Here is a 16,216-nt window from a genome sequence, read left to right as displayed (position 1 = left end):
ATGGAGTAGCAGAGGGCGACTTGCGTCCAAAGGAATTGACCATAGCAAGTGACAACGCTCTATCACCCGCTGGAAAGCGCCCCGGTTCGGCGCCCCAGTTTCTTGCTCCCTCGAGAAGCGATGCCCTTAGCTGCTCGCTCTATGCGGCGGCCCGGCGCTGGGCTGTGGCTTGCACGAGAAACTCAGCGGCCCGCTGACAGGCACCAGGTTGTGCAACACGCGCCCGCAACTGCTCGAGCCGCAAACTGAGCTGATGGGCCGATTCGGGATCGTTGAGCCACGCTAACACCTGCTCGGCAATCCGTGAGGATTCATCCCGGCTGCTAACCACCTCCGGGTACAATCTTTCTCCCGCCATCAGGTTGACCAGCGTGATGCTCGGAAGATGAACGAGCTGGCGGGCCAGCCACAAAGCTGGGGCGCTCATCCGGTACACAATGACCGTGGGCTTGAGACGGTACATCAACTCAAGGCTGACCGAGCCGGACACCGCGATACAGGCTTCCGACAATTCGATGATCTCCGGGGTGCGTCCCACGTGGACTTCCACAGGTATGGCATGGCGGGCGGACAGGTGCCGAAGGTAGGCGGCGTGTTCTGAGCGATACGCCGCGACGAGGAAGCGCACATCCCGACGTTGCTCTTTGATTTTCTGGGCGGCATGGAGCAGCATCAAGCCGTTGGCGGATACCTCCTGTGTCCGCGATCCCGGAAGCAGGCCGACGAGGGTGCCGCCGCGCTGCTCCTGTTCCCGCAGGAAGCTGGCATCCAGGGATTGGCGGGCCAGAGCGTCGAAATACGGATGCCCGACGTGACAGGTGGAAACACCCCGCCGGCGATACCACGCCTCCTCGAAGGGCAGGGCGGTCAGCACGGTATCAATCCAACGGCGGACTTTCCGGACTCGTCCTTGTTGCCACGCCCACAATTGGGGTGGGACGAACCAGTAAACTGGCAAGCCTCGTGCATGCGCCCGTTCGGCCAAGCGAAAATGGAAGCCGGGATAGTCGATCACCACCACGGCCTCGGGAGGCTTGTGCCGCCAGCGCCGCTCGGCTTGGTCCAGCAGCCCCAGAAATGTCGGCAGGTGGCGGAAAACCCGCCGCACTCCCATCACTGCCAGGTCAGTCAGCGGATAGTGCAGTTGCACTCCCGCTTCCGCCATGCGTGGGCCGCCGAAACCTTCGGCCGCTAGCCCCGGCACCTTTTCCGTCAGTGCCCGCACCAGATTTGCTCCGTGCAGGTCCCCGCTGGGTTCTCCGGCACTGATAAAGATCCGCATCGTCCCGCTTCCTGCTGGGCATATTACTCCGAGACTTCCGCGTCCCGGCGCCCCTATTGTGCCTTTGGCTCGGCCGACGGAGCAAGATCGCTTCCCGAAGCCATGCCGCTCCCAGCATAATCGCGCTGATGAATTGGGCGATTAGCCTTTGGGCGGTAGGGCGTCCGAAGGATTGGAAGAAGTCGGATTATTCCGCTCGCGCTTGCCGGTGGGCAGGGGAGTTGGCTCAGCCACGCGGCGATACCCAAGCGAACGCAGCACTTCCAATACCTCGCTCCACGTCGGGAAGGGGCGGCGGTTCTCCCGCTTGTAGCGCTCCATCGCTTTCATAAATTCCAGCTCTTCCTCCGTGTAGTCCCGCTCGCAGGTCGTGGGATCGATCAAGCGCCGTCGCTCGCTGTTTTTGCGCTTCTCCGCCGCGTTTTTCGCACGCCGATCGAGAGCCACCGGGATATTCCGCTTGCGCCGCTCAAACGGCACACCTGGTGCTACTCCTTCCTCCGACAGCGTCTCGCCTGGCGCCTGGGCAGCTTCTTTCGACACCGCGGGCAACTCGCTCATCGTCGCCTACCCTCTCTTGCGATGAAAGGAATTTCCATCCGCTGGATGAATCGTTGCGGCTATCCGCAGGTTAGTTCATCGCGGATCCGCGGCTCGGTCCCGGCATCCTTCGCCGAGAGATTGTTGCCCCAGAGAAAATGAACGGGCTGTGATAAACCTACCTGACGTAAAGAGCCTGTCAACCAGTTTTCGGCCCGACCACACTTTCTTCAGATTTTTTCTCATGCCGATATTGGCGAATGCGGAAAATTGGCAAGATAGGCCTAGTTTGCAGTCTTGCCTCAGTTGAATTTTTCACAGATCCAGTGAAGGGGTGCAACGGCCTTTCGCTTCACCGCCGATTCCCCGGAGCCGGCCGGTCGGCAGCCGATGTGTAAAATACCAGCATCGCCCCGAATTGTGCCAGCTCATGACACCCAACACACCTGCTCCGATCAACCTGATCCGCGTGTTCGACTTCTATCTGGCGCTCATGTTTTTGATCAGTCTGATGCGCCGCTGGAGGGTATATTACGATGCCTTGCGATTGCTCCTGGTGGTGCGGGGGCGCTGGCCGAAATTACTCCAGCGCTTAGCAGAACACCGCAGCGAGCTATTGAACTGGGCTTTCTTCCGTCCGGTGCTGGCTGCCCTCCTGACCATGAGCTTGCAACTGATCGCCTCGCGCTTGATCTGGCCCCAGGCCACACTCACGTGGGAACAACTCCAAGCTGAAGTGTGGCTCATCCCCGTGCTGCTGCTACCCCTGCTGCCGATGCTGGCCGTCGATACCTACTTCCTCATCCGCGTGGGGCGCTTCGACCACGACGAGACGGTCCGCTATCTGAGCCTGGCGGAGAACTGGCTCGGCTGGAGAGGGCGCCTGGTCCGTGCTGCCACCTTGGGATTTGTGGACCCGCGGCGCATGGTGGATGCCGAATTGTGCAAAACCCTCCGCGAAGCCCGCACCACCTTCTCGCTCGCCCTCTGGTGGGTCGCTCTCCAAGCCGCCCTGCGCATCCTCTTCGGACTGACCCTCTGGCTGATTTGGGCCGCCCACGGCTGACACCCGCCGATCAAGGCCCACCCCTTAGACGAACTGTCGCGTCGGTCCGTTCCGTTTCCTCCCAGACAGGGCGTGCGATAACGACCTCGACTCATGGCTTCATCCCATGAGCGATTTTCGGCCAGTAGACGTAAAGATTGAAGTAGGGGTCATTGTCATGGTCATGGCATTTCATGCACATGCTGGCGACGCGTTCCACCGTCCGCCGTTGTGCGGGAGGTAGGGCCTGCTCCGCCTGCCGCTGTTCGACCAAGGATAACGCTGCCAATTTCTTCATCACGTCCACGCTCGGCAGCCGATCCGTCGCTTCCTGCTTCCAGGGAGACATGAGCAACTGCAAGCCGGCATGCTGCGGATTGGTGGCGTGCCCGCTGCCAGGACCATGACAGCTCTCGCATCCCACGTGCTTCAAAGCCGGTGTCTTGGTCGCGCTGACAAAGCCGCTCTGATATTCCAGGCCGACGCTATGGCAAATCACACACTCCGGATCGAACTGCCGCAAGCTCGGCCGCCGGGCCTTCTGCTCGAGCGTGTCCAAGGCATGGCTATGCGCGCTACGCTCCCACAGGCGGTAATCAGCCGCATGGCAATACTGGCAGCGGTGTGAACCGTAGTAACTCAGATTCAAATCAGGATGCTGGATTTGCACGGGATGAGGCCGCTTGGCCACCGCTTCCAACAGATTCCGATCCCGAACGCGCTCCGCGTAGGTCTGCAAGAGGGGCAAAACGGGATTATTCCGCAGGGCATCCGCCTCGCTCCCCGGCGTGATGTAATACTCCGTCAGCGGCACGAGCTGATACTGCAATTGCCAGCTTCCCCCGCGCTGGGGGAACGCGCCCACCACTCCCACATAGCGCCCCTTGTGCCCCACCTGGACGATAAGCGTGGCCCCATTATTCACCCGTGTGGCGAACTGCGGCGGCTCCGACTCCTCGCTCCGGCACACAATCACCTGGAACTGTGGGAAATCGCGGGCCAGCAGTCCCGCTTCCTCTGCACTCCCTTGGTATAGCAACACCAACAATTGCGGACGCAAAGGGTGCTGCTGCACCGCGGGCAAGACCTCGCGCAGCACCGCGCCATTGTCAATCTTCCCTTGCCCGTTTTTGACGAACGTGATACTGGGATCGAGTTTTTGGCTTTCAATCTCTTCTGCCAATGTCCGGCCGATCAAACCGACGATGCCGACGCTCACTTCTCCGACCTTTGCGACCTCGAAGCGTTCGACGAGCGGCCGCTGCAAACCGGCGGGCTGGAACCGCTCCTGACGCGAGATCGCCTTGCCTTCGACTTGGCCGAGCAGGTTCGCCGCCAGCACATACGGCGGGCGATCGTGTTGCAAGGCGTACGCCGTCAGAAGTTTATCCAGCTCCGCCTCGATGTCTGTCTTCCCCACACCGACCGCCAAATAACCCATGGCATGCAGGGCATGCATGATCGTTTCGTAGCGGAGCAAACCCTGCTTACGCACATACATCTGCTGAGGATAAATGTCGCCCAAATCGACTCCCGCCACTGGCCAACCTTTCGCCTTCAGGGACTGCACCAGTTGGGCACGCCGCTCCAAGCCTCCCAACTGCGGGCGGGTGCAGCCGCAAGGTTGCAGAAATCCGTACGTCTGGCCACTCACGACCAATACCGCGGCCGGACGCTGATCCCTCGGCCAATCCGCAAACAGCGGCAGCCCGCCAATGCGCGGCTCTTGAGGTGGTTCGGCCGCCGGAGGCGCCGAAGTCCCGGATGCCACTAACAGGCCCAGCAAAACCCCCGCTGCCGCCACCCGCCATACTTGGGTGCTCACCGTGCCAGCTCTGCTCGGTGTCTCCGCTACGCCCACACTAAGACCGACCCTCAAAATGCCATCACTGACATCGCAATGACCATGCACCGTGTCCATTGCTCCTCGCCCTCCTGACGCCCGACGGGAAAAGCCCCCGTCTCACGCCGCCTTCTGCTCGAAGAAACCCTGCCGTCTCTGTCCCATCTAACTGATTCGTCCGCCATCCCCTGCGTTTTCACCCCTCAGCTCTAGAAAATGAAGCCACTTCAGGACCCATCGTCTCGCTGCCCCTCCTTCGGACCCTAGCAGGGCTGATGCTTGCCGCTGGTTTCATTCTAGCGGCGCAACTCCTGAATACGGTAGGATGCTCACTTGCGAAGCCCGAATTATCGCGCGGCACCCCCTTCGGCATCCCGCCTGCTTTGCAGGCCAAGGGAAGCGTGCGTTTCCTCCCATCGGCACTTCCCCTTGGCCTGTCCATCCCAAACGGAGCAACTCCCGCCTTCCCTCTCTTTGGACGGGAAGGGTTGTGCAGCGTGTGCGGATTCTGCGGTGGCGAGACTTGCGCTCCGAACCTTTCCCGGCGAGGGAAAGCGTAAGGGCAGGCCGGCAACCCGCGCGCCTCAAGTGCAGGACTTAGCCCCACTCTCGACGGAAGGCGGCTGCCTTGCGACAATGGTGAGCAACCCCGGATCAGGATAGCTCGGATCCCTGGATTCCAAAACCAAAGCTGGATCCAGAGCCGAGCTGAGACCGCCGGTGTGGTCCTACTATGATGACATAACGTTAGCATTGAGAAAGGAGGGGGTCATGGCTACCGACAAGAAAGTGCGTGTTGCCATCATCGGCTTGGGCTTCGGCGCGGAGTTCATTCCGATCTATCAGGCTCACCCGAACGCCGAGATGTATGCCATCTGCCGGCGGAATAAAGTCGAGCTGGAACGCTGTCAAAAACAGTTCGGCGTCCCCAAAGCTTATACGGACTACGACGAGTTGCTCAAAGACCCCAACATCGATGCCGTGCACATCAACAGCCCCATACCCGATCACGCCCCGCAGACCATCAAGGCCCTCAAGGCCGGCAAGCATGTTGCCTGCACCGTGCCCATGGCCACCAGTAAGGAGGAAATCCGCCAGATCGTCGAGCTGCAACGCCAAACCGGCAAAGTGTACATGATGATGGAAACTGTCGTGTACAGCCGCGAGTATCTGTTCGTCAAAGAGCTGTACGATCGAGGCGTCCTGGGCCGCATCCAGTTCCTGCGCGGCAGCCACCAGCAAGATATGGACGGCTGGCCCGGCTATTGGCCCGGCTTGCCCCCCATGTGGTACGCCACCCACTGCGTCAGCCCCTGCTTGGCCATTCTCTCCGATCCCGCTAAGGGAAAAATTGCCCTGGCCGAAAGCGTCGTCTGCCACGGTTCTGGACGCATCCGCGAAGAGTACATTCCCAAGTACAACTCCCCCTTCGCCGTGGAAACCGCCACCTTCAAGATCAAAGACCATGACGTCGTCGCGGAGGTCACCCGCTCGCTCTACGATGTCGCCCGACAATACCGCGAAAGCTTCGATGTCATGGCTAGCAATGTGAGCTTTGAATGGCAGCAACTTGACGGGGAAGAACCCGTGTTGCACATGCGCGGCCTGCCTGAACCGCAAATCCCCCGCCGAATCAAGGTGCCCGATTACGCCGGCCGGCTCCCCGAACCGATCCGCAAGTTCACTGGGGCCATCCACGATGCAACCCACCTGAGCTTCGTCCAGGGCGGCGGACACGGCGGCAGCCATCCCCATTTGGCCCATAACTTCCTCATGGCTGTGCTCGGCGAGCAACCCGCCTTCCCGGATGCTCCCACCGCAGCCAACTGGACCCTCGTCGGCATCTGTGCCCACGAAAGCGCCATGAAAGGCGGCGAACGGGTGATCATCCCGCAATACTGATTCCTCCCCCCTTGGCGCCCGGACTCCCGCAGCCTGTAAGAACGCTCCCGGCAGGCTGAGCGGGGGTTTTGCCTCGCCGGAACACCCTCCGCTTCTGTCTCACTTCCTATTGCTGCCAACATGATGTCATCATGAGTCAAGCCTTACTCAGGGCGAGTACCGCTACACGTCCTGAGTGATTCGGGGCCGCCTTCCGCAAGCGGACAAACTCTTGTACTTTGGATTTGACAATCCAGACTATTGTGTCCATAAATCCAGTATAAAAATGGAAAAAAATGGAAAAAGGCTCTTGACGGGTGAACATATCTGTTCATAATATCAGCAAGGTGTCGCGCGATCACCTGGACTCAAGCGGCAACATTCGGCGGCAAGTTGTCCGTAAGAGTCCATCCAGCCCTGTTGGACCCCGGTCATCACCCCGGTGGCAAACATGGCTAGCCACAAAAATGGCACGGACGCATCAACGCTAACATGCCAGGAAGGCCCTGGAATGTGACGGCGATGGGTGCTTCCAAGCCCCATCCCCGCAAGCGCAGGATGCGATCAAGGGCGCAGGACGCACAGCCTGAAATGGTGCCATGGCACGCAAACGATGATCCGCAAGGATGGAAAAAAGGATCCAAGATAATGACGAACAGCAAGGAATGCCAACAAAGGAGCTAAGGAAAGCCCAAACCAGAGCAAAGGAATGCCCGCAATCGTTCGAGCTATGACTCGACGCAAAGAGTTTGCCACCGGATGATGGCTGGGGGGAGCAGGGTATTGACCCTGAGCATTCCTTCATTCAAAACGGATCAGCAAATCGCCACTCTCGACCTGCATGCCGGGACGGACGAGGACTTCCGCGACCCGTCCCGGTCGTTCCGCGTAGAGAGTGGTTTCCATTTTCATGGCTTCAAGCGTGAGGAGTTTCTGCCCGGCGGACACTTCTTCTCCAACTCCAACGGCGACGCGGACCACGGCGCCTGGCATGGGAGCGGCCAGTTGCTTGGGGTCCTGGGGATCGGCCTTGGGACGCCGGGCGGTCTTGCCCTCTTGAAGAGAACGATCCTCGACGAGCACTTCCCGCGGCTGGCCGTTCAACTCGAAGTACACGAAGCGATAGCCATCGGGTTGTGGATCCCCTGTGGTCATGTATTTGACGATGAGCGTCTTGCCGGGTTCGATGTCGATGCTGACCTCCTCGCCCGGTTGCAGTCCGCCAAAAAATACTGGGGTGGGCAGCACGCTCAGATCGGAGTAGCGCTCGGTGGCGCGGGCATAATCCAGGAAGACTTTGGGATAGAGGACGTAAGAGATCACCTCGTATTCGGAAGGCGGTCGGCGGAGTTTTTCCTCCAGCTCTTGGCGCACCTGCGCGAAGTTGACCGGCGGGAGCAGGGCGCCGGGGCGGTCCGTCAGGGGTTTGCGTCCGCGGAGGACCCGCTGCTGCAACTCCTTGGGGAAGCCGCCCGGCGGCTGGCCGAGCTTCCCCTCAAAGAACTCCACGACCGATTCGGGGAACGACAATTCCCGCTTCGGGTCGAGGATATCCTCCGGGGTGAGATTGTTGGCCAACATGAAGAGGGTCATATCCCCGACCACTTTCGAGGTGGGCGTGACTTTGATGATGTCCCCGAAGAGCTGATTAACGGCAGCGTAGAGACGGCCGACTTCGTGCCAGCGGTCTGTCAGTCCCAGGGATTGCGCTTGTTGATAGAGATTGGCGTACTGCCCGCCGGGCATCTCGTGGAGATAAACTTCGGCGGAACTGCCCAACTGTCCGGTCTCAAAGGGGGCGTAGTAACTGCGGACCGCCTCCCAGTAGTTGGCTGTTTCTTGCAGGGAATCGAAGTCGATCCCGGTGTCGCGCTCGGTGTAGCGCAGGGCTTCGACCAGAGCGTTGAGACTCGGCTGGGATGTTCCTCCTGCCAGGGGAGCGAAGGCGCAGTCCACGATGTGGACGCCCTCTTCGGCGGCTTCCAGATAAGCGGCGATCTGCCCTCCGGCGGTGTCATGGGTGTGGAAGTGCAGCGGCACGCCAACTTCTTCCCGCAAGGCCCGGAACAGCTTCTTGGCGGCATAAGGCTTGAGCAGCCCGGCCATGTCCTTGATCGCCAACAGATGGATGCCGAGTCTTTCCAGTTGTTTCGCCAAGTCCACGTAGTATCTCAGGGTGTATTTGTCCCGCTTAGGATTGAGGATGTCCCCGGTGTAGCAGATGGCGGCTTCGCAAAGCGCTTCGGTCTGGTTGAGCACGGCGTCGATGGCCACTTGCAGATTCGGCAGCCAGTTGTTGGCATCGAAAATTCGGAAGACATCGATTCCTGCCTGAGCCGCCAAGCGTACGAACTCCACGACGACGTTGTCTGGATAGTTGGAATATCCCACAGCATTTGCGGCCCGCAGCAGCATCTGGAAGAGGATGTTGGGGATGCGTTCCCGCAAGCGGATGAGGCGGTCCCAGGGCGACTCCTTGAGGAAGCGCATGGCGGTGTCGAAGGTGGCTCCGCCCCACATTTCCAGGGAGAAAAGATCGGCGTGGTGCTGGGCGTAGCGATCGGCCACTGCCAGCATATCGAAGGTCCGCATGCGTGTGGCCAGCAGCGATTGGTGGGCATCCCGCATCGTCGTGTCGGTGACAAAGAGCCGTCGGGATTGCCGCACCCATTGGGCGAAGCGGGCCGGTCCCAATTCCCGCAGTTTGTCGCGGGTGCCGGGCGGAACCTGGCGGGGCTTGCCCGGCAAGGGGTGTGCCCACTGCAAGGCCCGATCCCAGCGGTCGCGGCGGAGAACGGAAGGGTCCGGCACATCGGGATGACCGTTGACGATAACATCGGCAATGTAAGACAGTAGCTTGGTGGCGCGATCCCGTCGCGTCGGCAGGCGGAACAACTCCGGGGTTTCATCCAGGAAGCGGGTGGTCATCTCCGCAGCGAGGAACTGGGGGTGCGTCACCAGGTTAATGAGGAAGGGAATGTTCGTCTTGACTCCGCGTACGCGAAACTCCTGCAAGCAGCGCTCCATCCGGTTGGCGGCTTCCTCATAGCTCAGGCCGCTGGTGATCACCTTGACCAGCAAGGAATCGTAAAACGGCGTGATCACAGCACCGGGATTGGCCGTACCGGCATCGAGTCGCACACCGGGGCCGCCCGTGGAGCGGTAGGCGCTGAGCCGGCCGTAATCCGGGACAAAATTGTTCGCCGGGTCTTCCGTCGTCACTCGGCACTGAATGGCGTAACCCCGCGTGCTGATCCGCGACTGTTCCAATCCCAGGCAGGGATCGCTCAGACGGTAGCCGGCCGCCACGAGGATTTGGGAACGCACGATGTCCAGGCCGGTGATCTGTTCCGTCACCGTGTGTTCCACTTGAATGCGCGGATTGACCTCGATGAAGTAAAATGTCTGGGCATCGACATCGTAGAGGAACTCGACAGTGGCTGCATTGTCGATGCGGCAGGCCCGGCCAATGGCCAAGGCGGCGTCCAGGATGCTTTGCCGCACGGAATGGGGTAGCTTCGGAGCCGGCGCGATCTCCACCACCTTTTGGTGCCGCCGCTGGATAGAACAATCGCGTTCGTAGAGGTGGACCAAGCCGCCATGCCGGTCTCCGAGGAGTTGGACTTCGATGTGGCGCGCTCGCCGGACATATTTTTCCAGGAAAACATCGGGGATGCCAAATGCGCTGCCCGCCTCTCGCTGAGCGGCCGTGAGAGCATCCTCCAGTTGTTCTGGAGACTGCACCACACGCATGCCCCGACCGCCTCCTCCCATGGCGGCCTTGATGATCACGGGGTAACCGAGCTTTTCCGCCAGAGTGCGGGCTTCGTGGAGACTGCCCACCGGCGCATCGCTACCAGAGAGAACCGGGACGCCAGCTTGGCGTGCCATGGCCCGTGCCATGACCTTGTCACCTAACTGCTCTAGCACTTCCGGACGCGGGCCAATGAAGGTAATTCCCGCTTCAGCGCAGGCCTTGGCAAAATTCGCATTCTCCGACAAAAAGCCATAACCGGGATGGATGGCATCCGCCCCCACATGCCGTGCCAACTCCACGATCCCTGCAATGTCCAGGTAGGCACGAATCGGTTCCCCCGCTTTGCCGACTCGATAAGCTTCGTCCGCTTTGAAGCGATGCAACGCAAAGCGATCCTCATGCGAATAAATCGCCACTGTACGGATGCCTAATTCGTGAGCCGAACGAAAAACCCGTATGGCAATCTCGCTCCGATTGGCCACTAGTAACTTTTGAAATGGCGGTGCGACACCTGCTCTCATAACACCTCGACCTCTCGATTTCTCTCTAGCACCTACATCTTATCAACGAAAGGCCCAAGGGACATGGCGCGGTGGTGTCACTGGGGTACCAACGCAGACTTGGACCCAGCACGCCCAAAGTCTCTTGGTGTCCAGAAACAGCAGAAGGTTGAGGGGATAAGCAATCGGCTTACAGAGGGATGGGCAGTGGAAAGATGGCTGCGGGTTTTATCGCAGCCCTGCCAAAACTGAGAGAGGTGGGAGCAGCATGGAGTGATGCCGTTGGTCGGACCAACCTTTGCAAAGGCGGAACCTTAGGGCGCGATGTTGGGAGCGCGGACAATAACGGGAATGATCGGTTGCTTGGGGTTATCGGTGTGAAACTCCAACGTCCGGTGCAGAGGTTGGGGGCCTTGAGGGCGCACCGTGATGGAGATCGCATGGGATTGGCTTTGCCGGTCGGCATCGAGGGTGACCTGCACTTGCTCATCCGCACCGCGGACCCGAAGGATGCGGAAGGGACGATCGGCCTCCAGCGTCAGGCGTTGTTCGGCAGTCTGGCCTACTGATAGGCGCTCGAAGGTCACCGTTTGAGGCCGGGCAACGACCACCGGAGGCGTCACCACCACCGTGACAGGAAGTCGCAGGTGCGGCGTGCCGGGGTGATTCGTCCGCAGGATCAGCTCGCAAATCCAGTTCCCCGGCGGGCAATCCTTGCTCAAGATAGTAGTGAGAGTGTAACTGACGCGGTGGCCTTGGCGCTGCGGGGGAGACAACTCAGCCTGGACATAGCCTCCCGTGCTCGCTACCGACGTGATCTGCCAATTGGCATCGCCTTGGAAGGTGATGGTCGCGGTGCGCCGTCCTCCTTGTCCGCTGGGGAGCGTGCCGAAATCGATGGTGTCTGGTGTGATACTCAGGTCATCCCGTGCGATGGTCTGCACGCGCAGTGTCACCTCTTCGACAGTTGGACTCAGGAAGGGAACGTAGATGGTTACGCTCTTGATGGTATTGGGTGTGGGAATCTTACGGGTATCCATATAGGCAATCACCGCAGCCGTTTCGCCGGGACCAACCCGCTGGTTGCTGAGTGCGACGGAAACACAACCGCAGGAAACCCGCGGAGTGCCCAAAACCAGCGGCTGGCCTGTCGTGTTCGTGAAGCGAAAATAATGCACCAGCAAAACGCCTCGCGGTGAAGCGCCGAAATCTTTGACCCGTTCGCTAAACAGATCGGCAGCTCCACCGGCCCATACAGGCGTGATCACCCCCACCGTCACCACAATCGAACTCAGCAGGCGCAGCATGTCAGGTTCCCCCATGTTGTGGGGCAGAACTCCGCCCCCACGGAGTGCCTGCCCCTGTGCTGTTTCATCGAATGCCACAACCACTATCCCCCGATCAAACTGCCATCCTTGCAGCAAATCGGGCGGTATCGACAGAAACGACCGGTGTTTTCGGCTTCCCTCCTATTTTCTCTCCATTCGGCATGCCACCTCCCGGCCGTACCCTTTCAAGCCCGCGCCAGGATTGCCGCATGGACCTCCTCGGCACCAGCTCGGCGGAGACATTGGGCGATGGCGGAGAGTGTCGCCCCGGTCGTCATGACGTCGTCCACCACCAGAATGCGCTGCCCCTTCAAGTTTGCACCGGCTCGCAGGGAAAAAGCCTGCCGCACATTCTGCCAGCGCGCCGAGGCGGAGGGTTGCACCTCCTGAGCCGCTCCGTACCGGCGGCGCAGAAGATGCGGAACATACGGAAGATGCAGGCTTTGAGACAGGCACCGGGCCAAGCGGTCGGCCTGATTGTGGCCACGCTGCCACCGCCGATACCAGTACATCGGCACACATGTCACCAAATGTAACGATTTCAAACGCAACTCCTCGCCTTTGACCTCGGCCAGAAGATGTCCCATCTGCTCCGCGAGTCCCTCGCCCATCGGCGTCTTCATCATCAGAATGACATCCCGCAAAAGTCCTTCATAAGGCCCCAAGCGCACTGTGCTATCGAGGTGCAAGTCCTTCGCACGGCAGGTGGGACATGCTTGATCCCCCTCGGTGAAGGCACCAATCGTGGCGGCACACCGGCGACACCGATGATGAGGGTCCGAGGCCACCTCTTTCCAGCATGAGAAGCAAAGCCCGTGCCGGATCGGGCCGCCTTCTGCCTCTCCAGCCAAGCAAACCCAGCAGCGGTTGGGAGTGATCAGCTCCGTGACATGGAACAGCCACCGGTGCCCAGGCCAGGCCATCGCTGCCCACCTACGAGAAGAGGGAAACCGATTGCCCATTAACGATAACGAGAATCCAGGAAACGCACCAGGTGTTGGATTTCTGGCACACTTTCCCATCCGAGGGATTTGCGGGAAAAGCGAGTTTGACGGAGGGATCAGGGAATGTACATTCTAAGCCGATTGGCGCAGGAGAGCCGGCGGATCGACACAACGCGGCAGGGAAATGCGGAAGCGACCCGGTGTTTCTGGGAGGGGTTCGTAGCGGAGATTGCCCTCATTTTGCTGCAATAGTCTCCAAGCGAGGGGCAGTCCCAGGCCGCGCCCGCGCCCGGCTTCGCGTCCAGAGTAGAAGGGGTCAAAAGCATGCTCTGCCGCGGCGGGCGAAAGCCCTGGCCCGCTATCCTCCACGAGGATGTGAAGCCAAGCCGGAGTCGCTTCGACGCGGAGCCGCACCCAGCCCCCTGCCGCCGCAGCTTCGACCGCATTACGCAAAACCGCCCCGAGGCCTTGCAGCACCTGCTTAATGTCAATGTTCAACCACAATGCGGGATCATCGGCCTGGATTTCCAGGCGGACCTGCGAGGTCTGGAGCACTTCATGCAGTTCCCGCCGCAAAGCCAAAAGCAGTTCGGTCAAGGGGACGGGGCTACGTTGCGGGCGCGGCGGACGGGCAAAAGTCATGACGTCCTTGAGCAGGTCGGCAATACGCTGGGACTGCTTCAGGATGACCTGGAAGGCTTCGCGGCGCTGAGTGTCTGTCTCCTTGCGGAGCAAGTTCTGGACTTGCGCGGTGATAATCGCCAGGGGGTTGTTGATCTCATGGGCTGCACCTGCGGCGAACTCTGCCAAGGCCGCCAATTTGGCTTGCTGGAGCTGGGAGGCTGCTTGGCGGCCGGCGCGTTCCAATGCCGCGTGGAGTTGATCGACCTCGTTCTCGAACCGGGCGATGACCGTCGCGCCCTGCTGCTGCCGGTGGCCCAACGCTTGCCGCAGCAAGGGCAAGAGAAGGGGTACTTGGTAAGGGTCATCGGCGGTACTGCCAGCGGTCAGACATGCAGGATTCTCGGATTGTGACGATTTACCGTCATCAGGGTCTGAAAGCCGGGGAGCGCCCTCCGCCAGAGCCTTCGGAGCGAAGGGGGGTCCATCCGCAGATGAAGAAGTGACGGTCAGGACCTCCGTATCGGTTTCCGGCGTCAAACCCAGCGCCGCGGCGGCAGGGTCGGCCCGTTCCACTTCCCGCCAGGCCCACTGCACGAGAGGAACCAGCGGCGGCACCTCGCCATTCTCCGCGAATTGGGAGGCGAGGGAAGAGGGCAGGTGGAGTTTCCCCACGATCTCGGAGAGCCAGGGAGGTAGATTCCAGCGGAGGGCCAAACGCCGGGCGATGGCGGCATGATCCAGTCCCCACGTGGCCTGTTGCCGAGTCCGCGGAGCATGCTGGGCTTGCGGGTCATGAAGGACATCGCCGAGAGCCAGCGGGTCAATGGCCGCGACGGCATACCAGCCCAAAGGCGCCAAGAGGGCCGCGAAATAGGCTTGGGAGGGAGACACCCGCCGGGATTGACGTGCCGCCGCCGCAGCCTGTCGGGCCGCTTGACAGGCCCATTGCCACAGGCGTTGCCAAGCATGGCTGGACCAGGGGAGAACGCCACATGCTGGCCGCTGGAGGTAAGCGAGAACCCAAGCCGGCAAGCGCGGGGAAGCGAGTTCAGCCACGGTCCAATTTTGCGGAAACGAGAGGCTGGGAGCAAGGCGCAGTAGAAGCAGGGCGAGGGCCGGGTCCAGCTTAGCTCGCTGGGGAAGCGTCTCCGGCTTGTCCGCCAGAGCGATCAAATTGTCGGTTCGAGGGCACAGCCAAGGGAGATTGGCTGCCGCCATCCCGACCGCCATCCCAGGCACGCGGCACTCCTTCCTTGGAGCCACTGGTTCTCTACAGGTTCCATTGGGCGAGCAGGTTCATTTTCAGGCCTGCTACCGCAGGAGAATCCAGAAGCGGTACATCTCCTGCGGCTTTCCCCACCTTGCAGACAAGGTCACACCAGCATGTTCGACTCCATTCCGAGCTGAGCGCACATCTTCTCAATCAGGACGTCAATATCAAACGGCTTGGCGAGGAAGTCATCCGCACCCGCCAGTTTCAGCTCCTGGACCTTGTCCTCTTCAATCATGCCGGAGATGCAAATGATGCGCACATCTTCCATGTTGGGGTCGGAGCGGACGCGGTGGCAGACTTCCCGTCCGTTGATGTCCGGCAGCATCACGTCCAGGATGATGATGTCGGGGTGATATTCCTTGACCATCATGCCGGCATCGAAGCCGTTGGAGGCGATGCGGACCTCAAAGCGGCCATCCTCTTGCAAAGCCTGGCTGATGGTCGCCACCAGGTCCGGCTCGTCATCCACCAGCAGGACCTTGCGCTTGCCGCTTTCGAGGGCATCGGTCGGGATGCCGTGGTCCTTCATGAACTTGTACAGAGCTTCGCGGGGAATCCGCCGGAACTTGGAACCGGGCACGCGGAAGCCCTTGAGCTGGCCGCTGTCGAAGCAGCGGATGATCGTTTGCTGGGACACTTTGCAGATTTTCGCAGCTTCTCCCGTGGTAAATACAGTCTTCATAGTCAACCCACCTTGCCGGCTTGACCGGCGTTGTGCGGTCCCTGTCCGTGCGTCACTGCCGTTGGGGACCGGAATCCCTTCCCAAAAACTTACCGCATTCCCGAAATGAGGAGCCAGAGGTCAAGACTTTCTCTTGCCACTCTGGCAGGACGGCGTGTGAGGCGAGGCGATCCGAGGTCTGGCCCCACTGACGCGTCGGTCTCTGATGGCATCCTAACGTGAGAGAAAATGTCGGCCAAGCGGGATTGCCCCAAGAGTCAGCCATGCTTCGCTCTCGGACTGCCACGCTCCCCATTTTCCTCTCACTCCCTTCAGGTTTGCCAGAACCTCTAGTACCTTCACCTTACCTCGTTCGTCAAGTTCTATCAGTCTTCTAGCATAGCCTATCCCGCGGAGTCGATCATTGTTGTTATCGGCAGCCTGATCGGTCCTCCTCAATCCAAACTCGCCAGTTTGCCTGTTTGGTGTATTTTGGCTGCACCCAAGGGTATCCGGCTGTGCAGGAGGGACCTCAGGG

10 protein-coding genes are annotated in these 16,216 nt (G+C 60.5%); 2 read left to right on the top strand and 8 right to left on the bottom strand.

Annotated elements, in window-relative coordinates:
- Positions 1-139: 139 nt before the first annotated feature.
- Together lpxB and H0921_RS00975 are read right to left on the bottom strand one after the other, a co-directional pair.
- Positions 140-1,282 carry a lipid-A-disaccharide synthase gene (lpxB, locus tag H0921_RS00980; RefSeq protein ID WP_194536157.1) on the bottom strand — a complete coding sequence of 381 codons (1,143 nt, stop codon included), beginning with the start codon at positions 1,280-1,282 and terminating at the stop codon, positions 140-142.
- Positions 1,283-1,423: 141 nt separating this feature from the next.
- Complete coding sequence (locus tag H0921_RS00975) at positions 1,424-1,843, bottom strand: hypothetical protein (protein ID WP_228498884.1); 420 nt, start codon at positions 1,841-1,843, stop codon at positions 1,424-1,426.
- A 313-nt stretch (positions 1,844-2,156) separates the two neighbouring features.
- On the opposite strand from H0921_RS00975, the gene H0921_RS00970 reads away from it, so the two are divergent.
- Positions 2,157-2,888 (top strand): hypothetical protein, encoded by a 732-nt coding sequence (locus tag H0921_RS00970; RefSeq protein WP_194536156.1) that lies wholly within the window; start codon positions 2,157-2,159, stop codon positions 2,886-2,888.
- 91 nt (positions 2,889-2,979) lie between these two features.
- On the opposite strand, the gene H0921_RS00965 is transcribed toward H0921_RS00970, so the two are convergent.
- Entirely contained in the window at positions 2,980-4,788 is a 1,809-nt protein-coding gene (locus H0921_RS00965) for a multiheme c-type cytochrome (RefSeq protein ID WP_194536155.1), read from the bottom strand.
- 693 nt (positions 4,789-5,481) lie between these two features.
- Between H0921_RS00965 and H0921_RS00960 the strand changes: the two genes are divergently transcribed.
- Positions 5,482-6,612, top strand: a complete 1,131-nt coding sequence (locus H0921_RS00960) for a Gfo/Idh/MocA family protein (protein ID WP_194536154.1) — start codon at positions 5,482-5,484, stop codon at positions 6,610-6,612.
- A gap of 780 nt (positions 6,613-7,392) precedes the next feature.
- Here the strand turns inward: H0921_RS00960 and H0921_RS00955 are convergent.
- The 5 genes from H0921_RS00955 to H0921_RS00935 all read right to left on the bottom strand — a co-directional run bounded on the left by H0921_RS00955 (position 7,393) and on the right by H0921_RS00935 (position 15,699).
- Complete coding sequence (locus H0921_RS00955) at positions 7,393-10,869, bottom strand: pyruvate carboxylase (RefSeq protein ID WP_194536153.1); 3,477 nt, start codon at positions 10,867-10,869, stop codon at positions 7,393-7,395.
- A 293-nt stretch (positions 10,870-11,162) separates the two neighbouring features.
- Entirely contained in the window at positions 11,163-12,155 is a 993-nt protein-coding gene (locus H0921_RS00950) for a DUF1573 domain-containing protein (protein ID WP_194536152.1), read from the bottom strand.
- A gap of 206 nt (positions 12,156-12,361) precedes the next feature.
- The gene (locus H0921_RS00945) at positions 12,362-13,099 is read right to left on the bottom strand and encodes a ComF family protein (protein ID WP_194536151.1); all 738 of its coding nucleotides are present in this window, start codon (positions 13,097-13,099) and stop codon (positions 12,362-12,364) included.
- Between the two features lie 153 nt (positions 13,100-13,252).
- A complete protein-coding gene (locus tag H0921_RS00940) occupies positions 13,253-14,974 on the bottom strand; it encodes a sensor histidine kinase (protein WP_228498933.1) in 1,722 nt (573 codons plus the stop codon).
- Positions 14,975-15,117: 143 nt separating this feature from the next.
- Positions 15,118-15,699, bottom strand: a complete 582-nt coding sequence (locus H0921_RS00935; RefSeq protein WP_194536149.1) for a response regulator — start codon at positions 15,697-15,699, stop codon at positions 15,118-15,120.
- Between the last annotated feature and the right edge of the window lie 517 nt (positions 15,700-16,216).

This window comes from Thermogemmata fonticola (assembly GCF_013694095.1).
GTDB lineage: Bacteria > Planctomycetota > Planctomycetia > Gemmatales > Gemmataceae > Thermogemmata > Thermogemmata fonticola.
Note: the sequence above shows the minus strand (reverse complement) of the source record. Positions and strands in the feature narration are given on the sequence as shown.

What these genes read in the sequence shown, in the direction of transcription:
- lpxB (WP_194536157.1), bottom strand. Translation starts at nt 1,282, where the DNA reads ATGCGGATCTTTATCAGTGCCGGAGAACCCAGCGGGGACCTGCACGGA.
- H0921_RS00975 (WP_228498884.1), bottom strand. Translation starts at nt 1,843, where the DNA reads ATGAGCGAGTTGCCCGCGGTGTCGAAAGAAGCTGCCCAGGCGCCAGGC.
- H0921_RS00965 (WP_194536155.1), bottom strand. Translation starts at nt 4,788, where the DNA reads ATGGACACGGTGCATGGTCATTGCGATGTCAGTGATGGCATTTTGAGG.
- H0921_RS00960 (WP_194536154.1), top strand. Translation starts at nt 5,482, where the DNA reads ATGGCTACCGACAAGAAAGTGCGTGTTGCCATCATCGGCTTGGGCTTC.
- H0921_RS00955 (WP_194536153.1), bottom strand. Translation starts at nt 10,869, where the DNA reads ATGAGAGCAGGTGTCGCACCGCCATTTCAAAAGTTACTAGTGGCCAAT.
- H0921_RS00950 (WP_194536152.1), bottom strand. Translation starts at nt 12,155, where the DNA reads ATGCTGCGCCTGCTGAGTTCGATTGTGGTGACGGTGGGGGTGATCACG.
- H0921_RS00945 (WP_194536151.1), bottom strand. Translation starts at nt 13,099, where the DNA reads ATGGCCTGGCCTGGGCACCGGTGGCTGTTCCATGTCACGGAGCTGATC.
- H0921_RS00940 (WP_228498933.1), bottom strand. Translation starts at nt 14,974, where the DNA reads ATGGCGGTCGGGATGGCGGCAGCCAATCTCCCTTGGCTGTGCCCTCGA.
- H0921_RS00935 (WP_194536149.1), bottom strand. Translation starts at nt 15,699, where the DNA reads ATGAAGACTGTATTTACCACGGGAGAAGCTGCGAAAATCTGCAAAGTG.